18 protein-coding genes are annotated in these 18,915 nt (G+C 55.8%); 1 reads left to right on the top strand and 17 read right to left on the bottom strand.

What is annotated here, in order from left to right; genetic code table 11:
* Positions 1-61 precede the first annotated feature (61 nt).
* Genes ACWKX3_RS13400 through ACWKX3_RS13390 form a run of 3 tightly spaced genes read right to left on the bottom strand, consistent with a single transcriptional unit; the run spans position 62 to position 4,293 of the window.
* Positions 62-1,453: a restriction endonuclease subunit S gene (locus tag ACWKX3_RS13400; protein ID WP_454541932.1), complete on the bottom strand. Its 1,392-nt coding sequence runs from the start codon at positions 1,451-1,453 to the stop codon at positions 62-64.
* Positions 1,443-3,062, bottom strand: coding sequence for a type I restriction-modification system subunit M (locus ACWKX3_RS13395; protein ID WP_088208801.1), 1,620 nt, complete (start codon positions 3,060-3,062; stop codon positions 1,443-1,445). The genes ACWKX3_RS13400 and ACWKX3_RS13395 overlap by 11 nt, the downstream gene beginning before the upstream one ends.
* A gap of 49 nt (positions 3,063-3,111) precedes the next feature.
* Positions 3,112-4,293, bottom strand: a complete 1,182-nt coding sequence (locus ACWKX3_RS13390) for a restriction endonuclease (RefSeq protein WP_454541931.1) — start codon at positions 4,291-4,293, stop codon at positions 3,112-3,114.
* A gap of 273 nt (positions 4,294-4,566) precedes the next feature.
* Here ACWKX3_RS13390 and ACWKX3_RS13385 point away from each other — a divergent pair, with 273 nt between their 5' ends.
* On the top strand, positions 4,567-5,937 hold the full coding sequence (locus tag ACWKX3_RS13385) for an NAD-dependent succinate-semialdehyde dehydrogenase (RefSeq protein WP_454541930.1): 1,371 nt from the start codon (positions 4,567-4,569) through the stop codon (positions 5,935-5,937).
* A gap of 48 nt (positions 5,938-5,985) precedes the next feature.
* Here ACWKX3_RS13385 and ACWKX3_RS13380 read toward each other — a convergent pair whose 3' ends face one another.
* From ACWKX3_RS13380 to hpaD, 14 genes are all read right to left on the bottom strand, one after another.
* Positions 5,986-6,306 (bottom strand): hypothetical protein, encoded by a 321-nt coding sequence (locus ACWKX3_RS13380; protein ID WP_006174128.1) that lies wholly within the window; start codon positions 6,304-6,306, stop codon positions 5,986-5,988.
* Entirely contained in the window at positions 6,306-6,851 is a 546-nt protein-coding gene (locus ACWKX3_RS13375) for a YfaZ family outer membrane protein (protein WP_058609606.1), read from the bottom strand. Before ACWKX3_RS13375 ends, ACWKX3_RS13380 begins: the two co-directional genes overlap by 1 nt.
* A gap of 541 nt (positions 6,852-7,392) precedes the next feature.
* Positions 7,393-8,346, bottom strand: a complete 954-nt coding sequence (gene yjiA, locus ACWKX3_RS13370) for a GTPase (protein WP_042319336.1) — start codon at positions 8,344-8,346, stop codon at positions 7,393-7,395.
* 10 nt (positions 8,347-8,356) lie between these two features.
* Complete coding sequence (locus tag ACWKX3_RS13365; protein ID WP_003856610.1) at positions 8,357-8,560, bottom strand: YbdD/YjiX family protein; 204 nt, start codon at positions 8,558-8,560, stop codon at positions 8,357-8,359.
* Positions 8,561-8,656: 96 nt separating this feature from the next.
* The gene (locus tag ACWKX3_RS13360) at positions 8,657-10,810 is read right to left on the bottom strand and encodes a carbon starvation CstA family protein (RefSeq protein ID WP_006174125.1); all 2,154 of its coding nucleotides are present in this window, start codon (positions 10,808-10,810) and stop codon (positions 8,657-8,659) included.
* Positions 10,811-11,015: 205 nt separating this feature from the next.
* Complete coding sequence (locus ACWKX3_RS13355) at positions 11,016-11,246, bottom strand: HTH domain-containing protein (protein ID WP_058609607.1); 231 nt, start codon at positions 11,244-11,246, stop codon at positions 11,016-11,018.
* A 146-nt stretch (positions 11,247-11,392) separates the two neighbouring features.
* Positions 11,393-11,905, bottom strand: coding sequence for a 4-hydroxyphenylacetate 3-monooxygenase reductase subunit (locus tag ACWKX3_RS13350; protein WP_101738293.1), 513 nt, complete (start codon positions 11,903-11,905; stop codon positions 11,393-11,395).
* Positions 11,906-11,922: 17 nt separating this feature from the next.
* Positions 11,923-13,485, bottom strand: coding sequence for a 4-hydroxyphenylacetate 3-monooxygenase, oxygenase component (gene hpaB / locus ACWKX3_RS13345; RefSeq protein ID WP_153688992.1), 1,563 nt, complete (start codon positions 13,483-13,485; stop codon positions 11,923-11,925).
* 177 nt (positions 13,486-13,662) lie between these two features.
* Positions 13,663-14,595, bottom strand: coding sequence for a 4-hydroxyphenylacetate catabolism regulatory protein HpaA (gene hpaA / locus ACWKX3_RS13340; RefSeq protein ID WP_101738292.1), 933 nt, complete (start codon positions 14,593-14,595; stop codon positions 13,663-13,665).
* Positions 14,567-15,913: a 4-hydroxyphenylacetate permease gene (gene hpaX / locus ACWKX3_RS13335; protein WP_454541929.1), complete on the bottom strand. Its 1,347-nt coding sequence runs from the start codon at positions 15,911-15,913 to the stop codon at positions 14,567-14,569. Before hpaX ends, hpaA begins: the two co-directional genes overlap by 29 nt.
* A gap of 21 nt (positions 15,914-15,934) precedes the next feature.
* Positions 15,935-16,732, bottom strand: a complete 798-nt coding sequence (gene hpaI, locus ACWKX3_RS13330; RefSeq protein WP_454541928.1) for a 4-hydroxy-2-oxoheptanedioate aldolase — start codon at positions 16,730-16,732, stop codon at positions 15,935-15,937.
* A gap of 9 nt (positions 16,733-16,741) precedes the next feature.
* Positions 16,742-17,545 (bottom strand): 2-oxo-hept-4-ene-1,7-dioate hydratase, encoded by an 804-nt coding sequence (gene hpaH / locus ACWKX3_RS13325; protein ID WP_006174111.1) that lies wholly within the window; start codon positions 17,543-17,545, stop codon positions 16,742-16,744.
* 127 nt (positions 17,546-17,672) lie between these two features.
* Entirely contained in the window at positions 17,673-18,053 is a 381-nt protein-coding gene (locus tag ACWKX3_RS13320; RefSeq protein WP_454541927.1) for a 5-carboxymethyl-2-hydroxymuconate Delta-isomerase, read from the bottom strand.
* 9 nt (positions 18,054-18,062) lie between these two features.
* Positions 18,063-18,914: a 3,4-dihydroxyphenylacetate 2,3-dioxygenase gene (hpaD, locus tag ACWKX3_RS13315; RefSeq protein ID WP_153688989.1), complete on the bottom strand. Its 852-nt coding sequence runs from the start codon at positions 18,912-18,914 to the stop codon at positions 18,063-18,065.
* Between the last annotated feature and the right edge of the window lies 1 nt (position 18,915).

Raw genomic sequence — 18,915 nt, 5'->3', positions numbered from 1 at the left:
GGTTCCTGTAAGAGAAGAAAACCTTACCAGAAAGCCCCTGATATTTCAGGGGCAAAAAACGTTATGCGGGTTCGGTTTGTTTGACTAAATCTGGTAGATCTTCCAGGGACAGCTCGCCGGAGATGAGTTTGGGGAGTAGGGTGTCGCGGAGGGCGGTTAGCTGATTGTTTAATAATCGTTGATTTTTAATTTTGGCAAAATACTTCCCAACGATATTATCATATTTATTGACTAACAATGATGGAGGAACTAAACATAAAGAGTTACTTAAATCACCTTTTTTTATGTGGCCCATTGTTACAGCTTTTGCTTCTGCAATATGTTGAAATCTTGAAAGATGCTGCTTTGTCCACATCAGATAAAAAGATTGAGGATATTTTTGTGATGTTACTTTGTATAAATGCTGATTCAATGCTGCATTACCGCCAGTCCAAATATCGATCATCAAAGTCCCTGACCATGAGAAAATCATATCGCCGTCATAGACCTTGCAGCTATCAACAATATCAAACGTCGCGCGTTCGTCATTGTTTATATAACCAGCACGTAAATCTGCTATTTTTAAAACAGGAAGATAGTTTTCTTCATTATTTTCTGGCCTAAATTTTTGTAATGCTAGACCATTTTGAAAATTAGCAATATTATCTAATGCTTCAATATTCCAGGTTTTTGGTGCCCAGCCTAACTCTGTTTCTTCAAATTCCGCCGGGAATAGAGCACGAATATCCGCCGGAAGTGGTTTGAAATCTACACTATTGCGTATTTTTTGACGCAATTCGGCGCGAGATTGCAGCGTTTCCGGGATTGGACTTCCCGCATCCAGCGCGTTATCAATCACCGGGTCGAAGTCCACAAACCAGGATTTGAACAGGGTTTGGGACATTTTTTCCAGGGTTTGGTTGATTTCTAAATTCAGATTAATTTTATTCTCTAAATCAAAATAGATTTTTTCAAGGTTTATTCTCTCTTCAATAGGAGGTATCGGTAATGGGATTTCCTTTACATCTTTTAAATTAAGGGTTTTTTGAACAGTTGTATTAGCTCTTGAATCTAAGAAATATTTTGTATAAGGAGATTGAAGACAAATATGTATCCACTCGGCGCTTATTTCATCGGATGGTCTAATCACTGCGATAGCACGAGCAACATTCCACCCATGTAAGTCTTTAGACGTAATAGCACTTAAGCCTGTCGAACCAACTAATGTTAAAAGTACTTCCCCACCTTCTAATCGCGTCTTCGAAAATTTACTTTCAATATCGTGAGAAACTTTTAATACATCGACAACGGAAATTTTCCCATTTTCTATGTTATTTACACGAATTATTCCAATGCCATCGTCCTGATGTTGGCCAGGCTGAACAATACCATAAGAAATATTTCCACCTTTTGTGCAATCAACAAGGCTTTTACAATACCATCCTGGTGGTAGTTTGAAGTTTTCATTCAACATAACCCAGCGCCTCCAGGTTCTGACGAATCGCCTTATCCAGTTCTTCCGCCTGTTTCATCTGCTCAAACAACGTCTTCGACAATTCACGCATTTTGTTCTCAAACGCCACGCCGTCGTCTTCCTGCTCGGCTGCGCCGACATAGCGGCCCGGCGTTAGCACGTAGTCGTTAGCCTTCATCTCTGCAATAGTCGCGACCTTGCAGAACCCAGCCTGGTCTTCATATTGCGCCAGCTTGCTGTCACCGCGCTTAACGCGCTCGGCCAGCTCTTCCGGCGTGCTGCGCCATGCATGGTAGGTGTCGGCGATGGTGGCGATATCGTCCGACGTCAGTTCTTTGGTGGTGCGGTTCATCATGGTGCCGAGGTTACGCGCATCGATAAACAGCGTTTCGCCCTGACGGTTGCGGTAGCCTTTGGCCGGATCGGCCGCCTTCGACTTGGTCATAAACCACAGGCACACCGGGATCTGGGTGGTATAGAACAACTGGCCGGGCAGGGCAATCATGCAGTCGATCAGATCGTTTTCGATCATTCGCGCGCGGATCTCGCCTTCGCCGCTGGTGTTGGAACTCATCGAGCCGTTTGCCAATACAAAACCGGCGGTGCCGTTGGCCGACAGCTTGGAGAGCATATGCAAAATCCAGCCGTAGTTGGCGTTGCCGGTCGGCGGTGTGCGGTAGCCGGCAAAGCGCGGGTCTTTGGTCAGCTCGGCGTCGTTACGCCAGTCTTTCAGGTTAAACGGCGGGTTCGCCAGAATGTAGTCGGCCTTCAGGTCCGGGTGCTGGTCGCTGAAGAAGGTGTCCGCCGGGCGCTCGCCCAGGTTGGCGGAAAGACCGCGAATGGCGAGGTTCATCTTCGCCAGCTTGTAGGTGGTGGCCGTCAGCTCCTGGCCGTACAGGGCGATATCGCGGCTTTTCCCCTGATGGCTTTCAACAAACTTCACCGACTGGACGAACATCCCCGCCGAGCCGCAGCAGGGGTCATAAATTTTGCCCTGAAACGGTTCGAGCATTTCGGTCAGCAGCGTCACCACGCATTTTGGCGTATAGAACTCACCGCCGCCTTTGCCCTCGGTGGCGGCAAACTTGCCGAGGAAGTATTCGTACACGCGGCCGACCAGGTCCTCTTTCGACAGCGCTTCCACGTCGGTTTCATGCGCCAGCGTTTCGATGTTATCGATGGTATCGATCAGGGACGCCAGCTTCTTGGTTTCCAGGTTCTGGCGGCTAAAGTAGTTGTCCGGCAGCGCGCCTTTCAGCGTCGGGTTACGCTTCTCAATGGTGGAGAGGGCGGTATCGATTAGCACGGCAAGGTTATCCTGCTTGGCGTTCTGCTTAATGAACGACCAGCGCGCCGCTTCCGGCAGGTAGAAGATGTTGTCCTGTTGATAGAAGACTTCCATTTCGAGGAAATCGCCCTGGCCTTCGTCCTTCATTTTTTGACGGCGGGCCTCGAACTTATCGCTGATAAATTTCAGGAACACGAGGCTCAGCACCACGTGTTTGTACTCGGAGGATTCAACGCTACCGCGAAGCTGATTCGCGGTATCCCATAACGTCTCTTCAAAGCCTTTCTTTGCTTTGGTTTTTTTTGCTGGTGCTTTGGCCATGATGAACTCAATCAGGAAAAATTTGGCGCCTATTGTAGCGATTTAGGCGTTACATTTCGCCTTTTAATCCTTCTTCCAGCTCATCAAAAAGCTGCAAATCCACGTCCAAAAGTTCTACCGCACTGCTGCGGCGAATCCCCACGTTATTCTCAATTAACAGTTCCAGCAGGCGATCGCCATCTATCAGGGTAATAGGGGCCGCGCCAGGGTGCAGAGCCGCTTTTTCGCAGTTACCGGCAAAACGACCTGTCGTGATCAGCGTACCTCGTATCGCGCTGTGGTAAGGGAGTGCACCGCGAAGCTGGTCGATGATAGGGCGAGTGATGTTGCTTTGCATACGCTTAACCTGAACCACTTCGGTAATCGTGGTGATACCGACCTGCACTCTGCCCACGACATCCACGCCTTTATCGCCCGAGGCTTTGGTCACCTCAACCTGCTCATAGCCCATTGCTTCCAGTAGCTGACCAATCAGGTGCTCAAACTTGTAGGGATTCATGGTGCTGATTTGCTCACGCAGCAGCTCTTTTTGCTGGTGGTTGTAGCGCTTGACAGCGTCCAGAAGCTCTTTACGCGGATCGCTTTTGCGGGCGGGAAGCGCTTTCCCAAGCCAGGCGCGGCCAGTATCGGTGATGTGATAGCTCATGCCTTCGCGAGCGACCATCTCGCGCTCAACCAGGTTATACAGCCGAGAATAGAGCGTGCTTTTTATCGAACTCGTTGAGGCAAACTTCGAGTGCTGATGCAAAAAAGCCTGCCATTCGGGCAGCAAATCGGCCCGGCGAGACATTTCACGTCCGGCAAGGAGCTCTAAAAGATGTAGCAGTCCCTCCCTGTCATCCAGCATTCGCAGGACCGTTTCATCATTAGCAAGAAATTGTTCGCCACGTGTGGTCGGAATCCAGCTCTCGTTTGGATCCGTAGTCATCAGATCAAAAAGTGGATAGTTCAGGAACAGGTAACAGCCGTAGCTGTGGCGAGGATTTAATATGTGATCGTCCTGATTCCAGATGCAGCGCGCAATTTCAGCATCTTCACCTTTCAAACGTTCACTTATCCACATATCGGGTTCGGACCAGTCGACCGGGTTTTGCGGCGTGCCGGTATGCTCATGAATGGCATTAATCATATTGCGCACGGACTTAACGGAATAGCCTGATACAGCTTTCATCATTGCTTTCACTTGCGCATAGGTGGGAAACAGCGGGGTGATGACTTTGTAATTTTTCACGTTGGTCCTTTAACGATTTGTAGCAGCGTAGCTGGTGACTTCAGATTGGAAATTCTAACGAGTATGTCGGTAATCTTATAACGCAAACGTGTCATTACAGGATTGATATCTCATTGGTTCTTCATTGGCGCTGTTGCCTCTATCCTTCTGATGCAATGCAATTGAGGCATTAAAGCTTGGCTAAGAACCTTCCGTATATACCCAACTTTACGTCCACCGCCAGTCATATTGACTACCCTTAATACCCTAAGCGGTAATTAAAGGAGATTCGATATGGCTTACCAGACAGTAAATCCTGCCACCAACCAGCTGGTGAAAGAATACCCCTCCCACACCGATGCGGACGTCGAAGCGGCGCTGAAGGCGGCGGACGCGCTCTATCACTCCGACTGGGCGAAAGGCGATATTGAACAGCGCCTGCCGGTGCTGCACAAGCTGGCCGATCTGATTGATGCGCGCGTGGAGGAACTGGCTAAAATCGCCAGTCAGGAGATGGGTAAGCTCATCGAACAGAGCCGCGGAGAAGTGAAGCTCTGCGCGCAGATTGCCCGCTATTACGCCGATAACGCGAAGCAGTTTTTAGCGCCTGTAAAATACAAATCGGAACTGGGTGAAGCCTGGGTAGAGCATCACCCCATCGGCGTGCTGATGGCGGTTGAACCCTGGAACTTCCCTTACTACCAGCTGATGCGCGTGCTGGCTCCTAACCTGGCGGCGGGTAACCCGGTGATTGCCAAACACGCGAGTATAGTCCCGCACTGCGCCGAGACCTTTGCGCATCTGGTGCGCGAAGCGGGCGCGCCGGAAGGGGCATGGACAAATCTGTTTATCTCCTCTGATCAGGTGGCGAAGATTATCGCCGATGAACGCGTGCAGGGCGCAGCGCTGACCGGCTCTGAAAAAGCGGGTAGCGTGGTAGCGGCCCAGGCGGCGAAGCACATCAAAAAATCGACCCTGGAACTGGGCGGTAACGACGTGTTCGTGGTACTCGACGACGCGGATATCGACAAGGCCGTGAAGATTGGCGTCAACGCCCGTCTGAATAACGCGGGCCAGGTCTGTACTGCGGCGAAGCGCTTTATCCTGCATGAAAAAATCGCCGACGCGTTCCTGAGCAAGTTCACCGAGGCGTTTAAGCAGGTGAAGATTGGCGATCCGCTGGATGAAAGCACCACGCTGGGGCCGCTGTCATCCAGGGACGCGCTGGAGACGCTGACCAAACAGGTCGACGAGGCGGTGAAGCATGGCGCGAAGCTGCACTACGGCGGCAAGCCGGTCCAGCGTGAGGGCAGCTTCTTTGAGCCGACCATCCTGACGCATATCTCACGCGAGAACCCGGCATACTTCGAAGAGTTCTTCGGCCCGGTCGCGCAGGTTTATGTGGTGAAAAGCGATGATGAAGCCGTCGCGCTGGCCAACGACTCGCACTACGGACTCGGTGGCGCGGTGTTCAGTCAGGATATCGAGCGTGCGAAGAAAATGGCGTCGCGCATCGAAACCGGAATGGTGTATATCAACTGGCTCACCGACACGGCGGCAGAGTTGCCGTTTGGCGGCGTGAAGCGTTCCGGTTACGGGCGTGAACTGTCGGATCTGGGGATCAAAGAGTTTGTAAACCAGAAGCTGGTGGTGGTACATCAGTAATCGCACCCATAAAAAACCTGCCATGCGGCAGGTTTTTTTTGTTCGCGCTTATTGCACTTCGATCTTATCCCAGCCGCTTTTATACATGCAGCTGTCTACCAGGGTATCTCTGCGATACTCATTGGCGTCTTCAACCGTATAGCTGGTGGAAACATCCTTTTTCTTGTGTTTCTTGTCCTGCTTTTCCGAGTTTGAACCCGTCACAACGTTATCCGGGGGCAGGTCGATAAGTGCCTGAGCTTCGCATTCCGTTAGCTTTTTATTCATTTCCCTGTCACTGACGCCAGGCTTGACCCATTTATACTGGACGCAGCCTGACAGCAGTAACGTAATACTCAGAACACTAAGCGCGGCGATGCGGGTTTTCATCAGAAGCTTACTCCGCCGCCTACGTATGCGCCGTCAATCAGGGTGTGGTTTGGACGACCGTCTTTGCCATCAACGCTCACGTGGCGGTAACCCACTTTCAGCGTCACAGGTTTAATTGGGGTCCAGCTTACGCCGCCGTTTGCTTCAACGTAGTTTTTTACGCTGTTGTTCAGGCCGTCTGGCGCAACATAACCTTCACCGAACACGTGGATGCTGTCGGTCAGCGCAACGTTTACACCACCGCCGATTGGGAAGGCCACGCCGTTATCGCCTTTTTTCGGGCCGATGTAGATCGCTTTAGCGCCCGCATTCAGCATCACCGGGCCAACTTCCAGGTTGTAACCTGCGCCAACGCCGCCGGTCTGCGTACCGTCATCGGTGTTCTTCAGCCAGTTGCTCTCCGCATACAGGCCAGATGAGGATTTACCCATTTCCAGATTAAGGTTGGTAAAGTTTTTACCCTGCTCAATGCTGCCGCCCATAGCCAGTGCGGAACCTGATACAGCGGTCAGAGCAGAAAGGAGAAGAACATTCAGCTTTTTCATGTTTTATGCCTCGTCATTAAATTAATCTGGGCACACCTTAACAAGCGAGGTTTATGACTGCAAATGTGAGGCGGCTCGCAGTTTTATGCTGATTTTGTTAATGATTTTCCGCATATTTGTTGCGTGAATGCTGGTATTTGCCTTCGTCAACGCGAATGTTTTTTACGTTTAGAAACGGTTTAGAATTTTGTCTAAATATCATCTGAACGAGGCGGGGATATTGATTGGAAATGCATTAATTGGGTTTCTAATAATTTCCTGAAATGTTTCCGCTGTAACGGATAAAAACGTAAATTTACATTTTTATGGTTAAGTTATACTCAGCCCTCTATCAACTATACCTGTTTATGGCATGAATGCTTGTCATAAAAATCATTAGTGCAAAAAATACGTGTAAGAAGTATGTCATTGTCATGTATTAGGATGACGATATGCCGATATCATCACAAGGATGATTAAATAATCATGATGAACAGAGTAAAAGGATTTTTTCCAGAATATTGCGATCCCTCATCCCACCGGGAGAGGGAACAAACAGGCGTTATTTACGTAGTCCCGCAAAGGCCGACCGAATCTCATCTTCCGGCAGCTCAAGCCCGATAAAGACCATCACGCTGTGCGGCGGTTCGTCGCCCCAGGGGCGATCCCAGTCGGCGCTGTACAGGCGCTGCACGCCCTGGAACAGCAGGCGGTTAGGTTCACCGTCAATCCACAGCATTCCTTTGTAGCGCAGCAGCTTGTCGGCAAACGACAGCAGCAGGTTCTCCATTACGCGGGAAACGTCGCTGATATCTACCGGGTAATCCAGCTCAACCACAATGGACGAGACGTCATTTTGCTTATCGGCCATAAAGTGGAAGCGCGGTCTGGAGGTGACGTTCTCTTCGAGCATAAAGCCGTTGGTGTTGAACAGCTGAGACAGGTCAATATCGCCGTGCGTCACGGTATAAATCGGGGCGCGTGAGTTAATGCGCGTCAGCCGCTCGCGCAGTTTCTCGCTGTCGCCTGCCACGTCGGTTTTGGTCAGCAGGATGCGATCCGCGTAGCCGACCTGAGACTGGGCAATGGTGAACTGGTTCATCTGCTCGTCGGCGTGAACCGCATCGACCAGCGCAACAACGCCGTCCAGCAGGTAGCGCTGGCAGAGAATGTCATGGGAGAAAAAGGTCTGGATAATCGGGCCGGGGTCAGCCATGCCGGTGCATTCAATCACCAGGCGGTCAAAGCTGATGTCTCCGCGGTCGCGGCTGTCGAGCAGATCCAGCAGGGCGTCTTCTAATTCGTTTGAGCGGGTGCAGCAGATGCAGCCGTTGGTCAGGGTTTTGATCTGCGTGGCGCGATCGCCAATCAGCTGGTCGTCGACGGAGACTTCGCCGAACTCGTTTTCAATCACGGCGATGTTGAAGCCGTGCTGTTCATTGAGGATGTGGCGCAGCAGGGTGGTTTTACCTGCGCCGAGGAAACCGGTCAGCAGGGTGACGGCAATCGGGGTCATGGTCTCTCCTTTAGCAGCAGCGTACGCCGCCTTCTCCACTTCCGCCGTAGCGCGCTTCCTGACGCTCGCGGAAGAACTCGGTGTAGGTCATGTACGGCTTATCCGGATGGTTGGTCTTCATATGCTCAACGTAGTTGTCATAGTCCGGAATGCCAATCAGCATTTTCGCCGCCTGACCGAGGTATTTTTTTGCTTCGCCTAAGTTACCAAACATAATGCATCCTGATAAGACAAAGCCCGGCAGGGGGCGCCGGGCATTGTTACCCCTCACCCCAACCCTCTCCCAAAGGGAGAGGGGGAGGCGTGTGGATTAATGGTGTGAAGAGGTCTTCACGCCGCCTTCCGGTACGGGTACGTACGGGGTTTCTTTGTCCGTACGACCGTCGGCGTTACGCACGTTCATCCAGGTTTTGATGCCGTAGAAGATGATGCTGTACACCACTACCAGGAACAGAATGCTCAGACCCGCGTTGGTGTAGTTGTTCACCACGATATGGTTCATGTTGGCAATCTGCTGCGCGGTGAGGTCTGCGCCGCCTGCGGCAATCTTCTCTTTGTACTGGTTAGCCATGAAGAAGAAGCCTTCCAGCTGCGGGTTGGCGCTGAACAGTTTCAGGCCAAGCGCCCAGGTGGTGCAAAGCAGCAGCCACAGCGCAGGCACCACGGTCACCCAGATGTATTTGGTGCGTTTCATTTTCACCAGCACGACGGTGCCGAGCACCAGCGCCACGGCGGCCAGCATCTGGTTAGAGATACCGAACAGCGGCCACAGGCTCTTCACGCCGCCCAGTGGGTCGACAACGCCCTGATACAGCAGGTAACCCCACAGGCCTACGCAGCCCGCCGTACCCAGAATGCCCGCGACCAGAGAGTCGGTTTTCTTCAGGAACGGCACGAAGTTGCCCAGCAGATCCTGCAGCATGAAGCGGCCCGCACGGGTACCGGCATCCAGCGCGGTCAGGATGAACAGCGCTTCAAACAGAATACCGAAGTGGTACCAGAAGCCCATGTCCGCCCACGGCAGCACCTTGTGGAACACGTGTGCGATACCGACAGCCAGCGTAGGCGCGCCACCTGCGCGGTTCAGTACGGACGGTTCGCCGATGTCTTTCGCGGTCTGCATGATCTGCTCAGGCGAAATCACAAAGCCCCAGGAGCTGACGGTAGCAGCTGCGTGTGCGCTCGCGTCTTTCAGCTGCGCCATGATCAGCGCCGCGTTGTCACCGCCCATCTCATGCAGGTTTGGCATGGTAATGCCCAGGCCCGCCGGTGGGGTGTTCATCGCGAAATAGAGACCCGGTTCGATAATGGACGCAGCAACCAGCGCCATGATCGCCACGAAGGACTCCATCAGCATGGCACCGTAACCGATCAGACGGGCGTCTTTTTCGTTCGCCAGCAGCTTCGGTGTCGTACCGGAAGCAATCAACGCGTGGAAGCCAGACACGGCACCACAGGCGATGGTGATGAACAGGAACGGGAACAGCGCACCTTTCCACAGCGGACCGGTACCGTCGATGTACTGGGTCACTGCCGGCATTTTCAGATCCGGGTTAATCACCAGGATGCCGATCGCCAGACCGACGATAACGCCGATTTTCAGGAAGGTTGCCAGATAGTCACGCGGAGCCAGAATCAGCCAGACCGGCAGCAGGGCAGAGACAAACGCATAGCCGATCAGCGCGAAGGTGATGGTGGTGTCTTTAAAGGTCAGCGCCGGGCCCCAGTACGGGTCGTGCGCAATCACGCCGCCAAAGTAGATGGAAGCCACCAGCAGAACGATACCAATGACCGACACTTCGCCCACGCGACCCGGGCGAATAAAGCGCATGTAGATACCCATAAACAGCGCAATCGGCACGGTGGAGCAGACGGTGAAGACCCCCCACGGGCTTTCGGCCAGCGCTTTCACCACGATTAACGCCAGCACCGCGAGGATGATGATCATAATCAGGAAGCAGCCGAACAGGGCGATCGTTCCCGGCACGCGGCCCATCTCTTCTTTGACCATCTCACCGAGAGACGCGCCGTTACGGCGAGAAGAGATAAACAGCACCATGAAGTCCTGTACCGCACCGGCCAGCACGACGCCCGCCAGCAGCCACAGGGTTCCCGGCAGGTAGCCCATCTGCGCCGCAAGAACCGGACCAACCAGCGGACCCGCGCCTGCGATAGCGGCAAAGTGGTGGCCAAACAGCACGTAGCGGTTGGTTGGCACATAGTTCAGGCCGTCATTGTTAATGACCGCCGGGGTGGCACGCGTGGGGTCGAGCTTCATGACCTTCTGCGCGATGTACAAGCTGTAGTAGCGATAAGCCACAAGGTAGACGGAAACCGACGCGACCACGATCCACAGGGCGCTGACGTGTTCGCCCCGGCGTAATGCGACAACCGCCAGACAGAAAGCGCCGAGGATCCCGAGTAATGCCCAGGGCACGTGCTTAAGTAGTTTTTTCGTATCCATAGTAAGACCTGGTTTTTTATGTAAAGAAAAAAGGGTCAGGGTTCGTTGTGAGGAGGTATTGATTAATGCTGGAGGGATCGTGCCAGATCGTCGCGCGTGTAAAGGAAGGTAAATGGGTGAGTGGTTGAAAGCGGTGGGTGAGCGGTCAAAGGCGGGGGCGAGTGGTTCAGGCTCGCCGCGAGGGGTAAAAATTATGTGATTGCGATCACTCAGAATCGTCTAAAGCAGCCTTCTGATACGCGGGGATCAGCCGGTATCGCCCGTCGCCCACGTGCTCAATAATTGGAGAGAGCGCCTGCAGATCGCGGTACACGGTGCGCTCGGTAATACCAAACTTGTTCATCAGATCGCTGCGATGCACCACCCCGTGAAGATGCAGCGCAATAAAAATATCCACAAGACGTTCAGCCGAGCGGCTCCGCGTCGAATTAGCCATAAAGGATGTCCTGGAGAGCAAAGAGGTATGTCCGTCGACAGACACAAAATTTATCTTATGGATAGTTAACGGCGTGACTTAGGGGAAACATTAGGGGAATTTGCGCAAAAACGCGCTGGCCGGGGAAGGCCAGCGCGAGGGGGAGGTTATACGGCGGCGGCAAGCTCCATCATCACCGGATGGAAACGGCGTTTGAAGTAGATCAGCCCGTGGCCTGCGTCGCTGAGCAGGATAGTCTTAATTTCAACCAGATAGACCAGATGCGTGCCGATGGTCTGCACCTGAGTTATCTCCCCTTCGAGGCTTGCCAGCGCGCCTTTCAGCACCGGCTGCGCCAGCGGCCCTTTTTGCCAGCAGGAGAGGTTAAAGCGCTCCTCCATCGCCATGCCGGTCATCCCGGCGAAGTGGCGGGCCATAATCTCCTGCTCGTGGTTCAGCACGTTCACGCACAGCCGGCCATTGCCCTGGAAGACCGGGTTCATGGCGCTGTTGGCGTTGATGCAAACCATCAGCGAGGGCGGCGTGTCCGTGACCGAACAAACGGCGGTGGCCGTGATGCCGCAGCGTCCCGCATCGCCTTCGGTGGTCACAACGTTCACCGCCGCCGACAGGCTGGCCATGGCATCGCGAAAGCGCAGGCGTTGTTCATCTAATTGCATTGAAGCCTCCCGCTGCGTTATTTCAGCAGCTTATCCAGCATGTTGATATCGGTGTTGTTGTGCAGGTGCGGCACGGTCCAGCCGTGCTGGTCGTACTCGGACATGCAGCGGTCGACCATCGCCATCATTTTGTCCATGTTGCCGGAGCTTTGCGCCTGGCGCAGGCACTGCAGGCGGATCTCGTCCTGGCTGCCGGAGTAGTTGATCTCATACAGCTCGTGACGGCCACCGAACTCGCTGCCGATGGCATCCCACATCAGTTTCAGGATCTTAATGCGCTCGACGTGATCCATGTCGTTCGAGCCGCGTACGTACTTCGCCAGATACTGGTCGATCTGCGGGTTGTTCAGATCCCGGGCGCTGGACGGCAGGTAGATCAGGCCGCTGGTCACGTTGCGCTCAATGATGTTTTTGATTTTGGCGTAGGCCATCGGGGCCATCACGCGGTAGGTCTGCAGCGCCGCGTGGTCCGGCAGGTACGCACCGTTGACCCACGGGGTTGCCTCTGAGCACATGGAGTCGCTCAATGCCCAGAACATGTTGCGCCAGGCCACCACTTCGCCAAGATCTGCCTGCACGCCGCGAAACTCCAGGGTACCGGTACACTCCAGCGATTTTTTCAGCAGGGCGGTGATGAAGTCGAGCTTCACCGCCAGACGTACGCAGGCCTGCAACGGGTACATGCGGGCGAAGCCGCCCTCCATTGTCCAGCGACGACAGCGGTCAAAATCGCGGTAGATCAGCACGTTTTCCCACGGGATCAGCACATGATCCATCACCAGGATCGCATCGTTCTCGTCGAAGCGGCTGGAGAGTGGATAGTCATACGGCGAGCCGGTGGCACCGGCCACCATCTCGTAGGAGGCGCGGGAGATCAGCTTCACGCCCTCGGCATCCATCGGCGCGACGAACATCAGCGCGAAGTCCGGGTTTTCGCCCATCACCTGCGCGGAGCCAAAGCCGATCATGTTGTAGTGGGTCAGCGCCGAGTTGGTTGCCACCACTTTCGCGCCGCTGACGATGATCCCCGCGTCGGTCTCTTTCTCCAGCTTGATGTAGACGTCTTTAACCTCGTCCGCCGGTTTGTGGCGGTCGATCGGTGGGTTGACGATGGCATGGTTGAAGTACAGACCGGTCTCCTGAATGCGGGTGTACCAGTTACGGGCGTTCTGCTCGAACTGGCCGTAGAACGCCGGGTTAGCCCCCAGCGCGCAGCCGAAAGCTGCTTTGTAGTCAGGCGTGCGGCCCATCCAGCCGTAGCTCAGGCGGGACCACTCGGCGATGGCATCACGCTGCTGGCGCAGGTCATCGGCGCTTTTCGCCACCCGGAAGAACTTATGGGTGTAACCGCCGCTGCCGGTGTCGGTGCCCCAGCAGAGGGTGTCCTGCATGTCCGGTTTGTGCAGCGCGTCGTACATCTGCGCGATGGACGCCGCCGCGTTACGAAATGCCGGATGGGTAGTGACGTCTTTAACGCGTTCGCCGTAGATATAAATCTCGCGGCCATCCTGCAGGCTTTTTAAATACTCTTCGCCGGTGAGCGGGCGTTTAGCATCGGCGCGGAAATCTTCAGGCTTCATAGGGACCTCGTATCGGAAGATGTTTGTTAAATTTATGTTTTGTTTTTGTTGTTTAATTGAAGCGTGAGAGAGGCGGAACGTGAAGGGACGTTTGGGACAACGGCGGGTACTTTTCGGGTGAGATCGGAGAGTGTGATGTCCCTCACCCTAACCCTCTCCCAAAGGGAGAGGGGACGTTTACTCCCTCTCCCTTTGGGAGAGGGCGGGGGTGAGGGGAACAGGCGACACCGGTACTTTCTGCGCCCGATACGCGCTCGGCGAACACCCCACTAACCGGTTAAAAAAGCGGGCGAAATAGGCCGGGTCTTTAAACCCAAGCTGCCAGGCGATGTCGCTGACGGCGCTGTCGGAAAAAAGCAGCAGCCGTCTGGCCTCGCGTAGCTGACGGTCGAAGATCAGCCGTTTTGGCGGGCGGTTGGCGAAGCGGCGGCAGATATCCGTCAGGCGCGATTCGGTGAGGTGCAGCTCGCTGGCATATTCTGGCACCGTCCAGTGCTGGTGGTAATGCGCATCAATCAGCAGGGTAAAGCGCTGGAACAGCTTTAGCTCGCCGCGCATGCCGCAGGCTTCGTGGTCGTCGAGCTTTGCGTTGCGCAGCAGCAGCGTAAAGACCGCTTGGGCTAAAAGTACCAGCGTATGCTCGCGGCCAGGCAGCTGCGCGGTGGATTCGCGCTTTATCAGCTGCCAGTAGTGTTTTAGCGCCGAAAGCTCGTCCGGTTTATCGGCCAGCGAGAGGCAGATCCCCGGCAGGCCGAATGCCTCCCGGGTGCCGGGATAGAGCACCTCCAGCAGCGGCCAGATCAGATCCTCTCGCACCGTCAGCACGTGGCCGTCGCTGTCCGATTCGGTGATAAACGCATGCGGCACCGACGGCGGCGTGAGGACAAACAGCGGGGCCTGCACCGAGTAGCGGTGATCGTCGAGCTGCAGCTCAATCTGTCCGGTATCGAGAAAGTGCATCTGAAAATACTGGTCGTGCCGGTGCGCCTGCATGTCGCGGCCAAAGAAGGCCGCCATGCGGGAAAAGGACTGATAGTGCACATCGTCGGTGCCCAGGCTTTCGTCATACTCTTTGCTGATATCAATGTTGGCGATAGGGCTCTGGCACATGGTCGTTCCTCTGTTGATCCTGCTTCGCCATCGGGATGCGGGTCAGCACCAGCGCGCCAACCACCAGCAGCCCGGCGACAAACCACAATCCCGAGCTGAAGCTGCCGGTCGCGTCGCGCAGAATACCAATCAGCAAAGGGCTGACGGCCGAGCCGACGTTGCCGATGGCGTTGATCACCGCCAGCGCCACCGCGCGGGACTGCAGGCTAATGACCCGATCCGGCGTGGTCCAGAAGATCGCCATGGCGGTAAACGATCCGGTTGAGGCCATGATGATGCCAAGCAGCTGGATCAGGCTGCTCCCCGTCGCGGAGGCCAGCATCCATCCCGCCGCGGCGAACAGGTACGGCAGGATGGTGTGCTTTTTTCGCTCTTTCAGCCTGTCGGAGCGGCGGCTCCACCAGATCATCCCGAGGATGGTACAGAACTGCGGGATCGCCGCCAGCAGGCCGATGGTGATGTTGCTGCTGCCGGCGTTGAAGCTCTGGAGGATCTGCGGCGTCCAGATGTTGATAGCGCTCAGGGTGTTGGTCAGGCAGAAGTAGGCCAGCGTGTAGAGCAGCACCGCCGGGGTCATGACCTCGCGCAGCGTCGAGCGGGGCGTGGATGCCTGCGCAATGGCCACCTCCTGCTCGCGGGCGATCATCGTTTTCAGCGCCTGCTTTTCCTCGTCGTCCAGCCAGGTCGCCTGGTCCGGCGTGTCGTTAAGATAAAACCAGGTCACCACGCCGAGCACCACGGAGGGCAGTCCTTCCAGCAGGAACAGCCACTGCCAGCCCTTCAGGTTCCACAAGCCGTCCATCGCCAGAATATAGCCGGAGAGGATCGAGCCGAGCATCATGGTGACCGGCATGGCGATCATAAACAGCGCGTTGGCGCGGGCGCGATGGTATGCCGGGAACCACCAGGTGAGATACACCAGGATCCCCGGCAGGAATCCGGCTTCGGCAATCCCCACCAGCATGCGCAGGACGTAGAGCGTTTCCGGGCTGGTGGCGAACATCGTACAGGTGGAGGCGATACCCCATACCACCATGATCCCGGCAATCCAGCGGCGTGCGCCCACCTTCGCCAGCATGATATTGCTGGGGATCCCGCATATAACATAGGTGACGTAAAACAGCGTGGCGGCCAGGCCGAACATGGTGGAGGTCAGGCCCAGATCCTTGCCCATCGTCAGCCCGGCAAAGCCGATGTTGATGCGGTCAAGGAACGAAAAGACAAACAGAATAAAGAGAAACACGATCAAACGACGAAACAGCTTGTTAATAACGCGATGTTCAACAGCTTGCTTATCTTGCAGGGATGAGGTCGTCATGGTGCGCTCCAGATCTTACCTTTAGTAGACGGATTTATTGTTATTCACTGACGTAACCGGGTGATGGATAAAGCGGGCAGCCAGCGCCTCGGCGCTGCGGGCGAGCAGGGTGGTGTCTACCCCGACGGCGACGAACAGTGCCCCGAGCTCGAGATAGCGTTTCGCCAGCGCCTCGTTCGCCATCAGGATGCCGGGGGCTTTCCCCGCCTCGCGGATCTGCGCGATGGCCCGTTCGATGACGGCCTGCACCTCGGGATGCTGCGGGTTACCGGCAAAACCCATGTCGGCGCTGAGATCTGCCGGGCCGATAAACACGCCGTCGATGCCTTCCACGTCGAGGATTTGCGGCAGGTTTTTCAGCGCCTCACGGGTTTCGATTTGCACCAGTACGCACATGGCGTCGTTAGCCTGTTGCAGGTAATCCGGGATGCGGTTCCAGCGTGATGCCCGCGCCAGCGCGCTGCCGACCCCACGGATACCCGCAGGCGGATAGCGGGTGGCGCTCACCGCCAGACGCGCTTCGTCGGCGTTCTGCACCATCGGCACCAGCAGCGTTTGCGCGCCCACGTCCAGCAGCTGTTTGATCTGCACCGGATCGTTCCATGAGGGGCGCACCACCGGCTGGCTGGTATAGGGGGCGATGGCCTGCAGCTGGGTTAAAACCGTCTGCACGCTGTTCGGGGCGTGCTCTCCGTCGATCAGCAGCCAGTCGAAGCCTGCGCCCGCCAGCAGTTCCGCGCTGTAGCTGCTGGTCAGCCCCAGCCATAAACCGATTTGCGGTGTTCCGGCTTTCAGCGCCGTTTTGAATGCGTTTTGCATGGTCGTCTCCTAGACAAAGCGGCAGCTGATGGACCCCATGTTGCCGTAGTCCACGTGAAAGGTGTCGCCCCGGCTGGCGGCTACCGGGCGGGTAAAGGAGCCACCGAGGATGATCTGGCCGGGTTCAAGCTGAACGTCATACGGCGCGAGCTTGTTCGCCAGCCACGCCACGCCGTTCGCCGGGTGGTTAAGCACGCCTGCGGCGACGCCGGTCTCTTCGATGACGCCGTTGCGATAGAGCAGAGCGGAGATCCAGCGTAGATCCAGTTCGTCGGGCTTAATCGGACGACCACCGAGGATCACGCCTGCGTTGGCGGCGTTATCGGAGATGGTGTCGAACACCTTGCGCGGGCGCTGGGTTTCAGGGTCGACGTTGTGACAGCGGGCGTCGATCAGTTCCAGGGCGGGGATCACGTAGTCCGTGGCGTTGTAGACATCGAAGATCGTGCAGTTCGGGCCGCGCAGGGGTTTTGCCAGTACGAAGGCCAGCTCCACTTCGATGCGCGGGACGATAAAGCGATCGACGGGGATGTCGCTGCCGTCGTGGAAGAACATATCGTCCAGCAGCGCGCCGTAGTCCGGCTCGCTAATCTGCGAGCTGGCCTGCATTGCTTTGGAAGTCAGGCCGATCTTATGGCCCTTCAGCACGCGTCCTTCGGCAATTTTCAGGCTCACCCATTCGCGCTGGATGGCGTAGGCATCTTCAATGGTGATCTCCGGATGCTCCAGCGAGATCGCGCGGATCTGCTCCCGGGTTTGTTCGGCCTGGTGCAGGCGGTGAGCGATCAATGTGTGGGTATGTTTGTCGAGCATGGCGATATCCTGTTGTATTGTTTTCTCCCTCTCCCTGTGGGAGAGGGCCGGGGTGAGGGCATCAGGCCGCAGAGATTTCCCTCACCCTAACCCTCTCCCAAAGGGAGAGGGGACAGATCGAGAGGTACTACTTAAACAACGCGTGCACGTTGTTTTGCTTGTAACTGAGCGTCGGATGCAGCTCCTCTATCTCAAACGACAGCGCCAGATAACGGTCCGCCATCAGCGTCGCGAAGTGCGTTTTGATAAGCCCAAACAGCATCTCCCCAACGGCTTCGCGGCTTTCCAGGCTGCGCCCCGCGCCAATCTTCAGCGTCATGTGCACGAAGGCATAATCGTGTTTCCCGTCGGCCATCTGCCAGGTGTCGAGCCAGTGGGAGCGGCTGCGGATACCGCCAACTGGAAAGATACCCGTGGCGGCCAGCGCCGCGTTCACCCGTGCAAACAGCCCCGGCAGGTCAGCCTGCTCGCGGATGTTGTTAGTGCATTCAGCAATAAAGTGCGGCATGGTGGCTCCTTACGCGGGCAGCGGGAAAACGGCGTTAACCTGACCGGTACCGGAGCTGGCGAACAGCTCGGTGAGGAACTCCACTTTGCCGTCGTATTTGTCCCAGCCGAGCATCCCCAGCAGCATCACCGTGTCGTGCATGTTGCCTTCGCCGTAGCAGTAGTCGGCGTACTCCGGCAGCATGCTGCAAAATTCTTTGAACTGGCCCCCGCGCCACAGCTTGACCACGCGCTCGTCCATCTGACGGTCAAACTCGCGGGTGTAGCTGTTCATCCCTTCTTCCGCGCGCTGGTCGTCAATAAAGCGATGCGAGAGCGAACCGCTGGCGAGCACCGCCACGGTGCCGTCGTATTTTTCGATGGCGCTGACGATGGCCTCGCCGAGCCTGCGGCTGTCGGCAAAATCGTGAACGGTGCAGAACGCCGAAATGGAGATCACTTTGAAGTGTTTATCCGCGTTCATATAGCGCATTGGCACCAGGGTGCCGTACTCCAGCTTCAGGCTCGGGATGTTGTGCGCTTTGGCGCGCACGCCGAGCTTCACCGCCTCGTCGGCGATCAACTGCCCGAGTTCCGGGTTGCCGTCGTAGTCGTAGGTCATGTCGCGGATAAAGTGCGGCAGCTCGTTGCTGGTGTAGACGCCGGAAAAATGGTCCGCACAGTTAATGTGATAGGCGCTGTTCACCAGCCAGTGGGTGTCGAACACGATAATGGTATCGACCCCCCGCTCGCGGCAGCGCTTGCTGATCTCTTTGTGCCCGTCAATGGCCGACTGGCGGCAACCGTGGTTTTTGCCCGGCAGCTCGGAAAGGTACATCGACGGCACGTGGGTGATTTTTGCCGCTAACGCTAAGGTGCCCATA

The organism is Enterobacter sp. UPMP2052 (assembly GCF_053709675.1).
The sequence above is the reverse complement of the archived record's forward strand: the minus strand, read 5'-3'. Positions and strand labels throughout refer to the sequence as shown.

Excerpts from the sequence above, each read along its gene's own strand:
- hpaX (WP_454541929.1), bottom strand. The coding sequence starts at position 15,913 with ATGACGACCTCATCCCTGCAAGATAAGCAAGCTGTTGAACATCGCGTT.
- hpaI (WP_454541928.1), bottom strand. The coding sequence starts at position 16,732 with ATGCAAAACGCATTCAAAACGGCGCTGAAAGCCGGAACACCGCAAATC.
- hpaH (WP_006174111.1), bottom strand. The coding sequence starts at position 17,545 with ATGCTCGACAAACATACCCACACATTGATCGCTCACCGCCTGCACCAG.
- ACWKX3_RS13375 (WP_058609606.1), bottom strand. The coding sequence starts at position 6,851 with ATGAAAAAGCTGAATGTTCTTCTCCTTTCTGCTCTGACCGCTGTATCA.
- hpaA (WP_101738292.1), bottom strand. The coding sequence starts at position 14,595 with ATGTGCCAGAGCCCTATCGCCAACATTGATATCAGCAAAGAGTATGAC.
- ACWKX3_RS13395 (WP_088208801.1), bottom strand. The coding sequence starts at position 3,062 with ATGGCCAAAGCACCAGCAAAAAAAACCAAAGCAAAGAAAGGCTTTGAA.
- hpaD (WP_153688989.1), bottom strand. The coding sequence starts at position 18,914 with ATGGGCACCTTAGCGTTAGCGGCAAAAATCACCCACGTGCCGTCGATG.
- yjiA (WP_042319336.1), bottom strand. The coding sequence starts at position 8,346 with ATGACCCCGATTGCCGTCACCCTGCTGACCGGTTTCCTCGGCGCAGGT.
- ACWKX3_RS13355 (WP_058609607.1), bottom strand. The coding sequence starts at position 11,246 with ATGGCTAATTCGACGCGGAGCCGCTCGGCTGAACGTCTTGTGGATATT.
- hpaB (WP_153688992.1), bottom strand. The coding sequence starts at position 13,485 with ATGAAGCCTGAAGATTTCCGCGCCGATGCTAAACGCCCGCTCACCGGC.
- ACWKX3_RS13320 (WP_454541927.1), bottom strand. The coding sequence starts at position 18,053 with ATGCCGCACTTTATTGCTGAATGCACTAACAACATCCGCGAGCAGGCT.
- ACWKX3_RS13350 (WP_101738293.1), bottom strand. The coding sequence starts at position 11,905 with ATGCAATTAGATGAACAACGCCTGCGCTTTCGCGATGCCATGGCCAGC.
- ACWKX3_RS13385 (WP_454541930.1), top strand. The coding sequence starts at position 4,567 with ATGGCTTACCAGACAGTAAATCCTGCCACCAACCAGCTGGTGAAAGAA.
- ACWKX3_RS13360 (WP_006174125.1), bottom strand. The coding sequence starts at position 10,810 with ATGGATACGAAAAAACTACTTAAGCACGTGCCCTGGGCATTACTCGGG.
- ACWKX3_RS13365 (WP_003856610.1), bottom strand. The coding sequence starts at position 8,560 with ATGTTTGGTAACTTAGGCGAAGCAAAAAAATACCTCGGTCAGGCGGCG.
- ACWKX3_RS13380 (WP_006174128.1), bottom strand. The coding sequence starts at position 6,306 with ATGAAAACCCGCATCGCCGCGCTTAGTGTTCTGAGTATTACGTTACTG.
- ACWKX3_RS13400 (WP_454541932.1), bottom strand. The coding sequence starts at position 1,453 with ATGTTGAATGAAAACTTCAAACTACCACCAGGATGGTATTGTAAAAGC.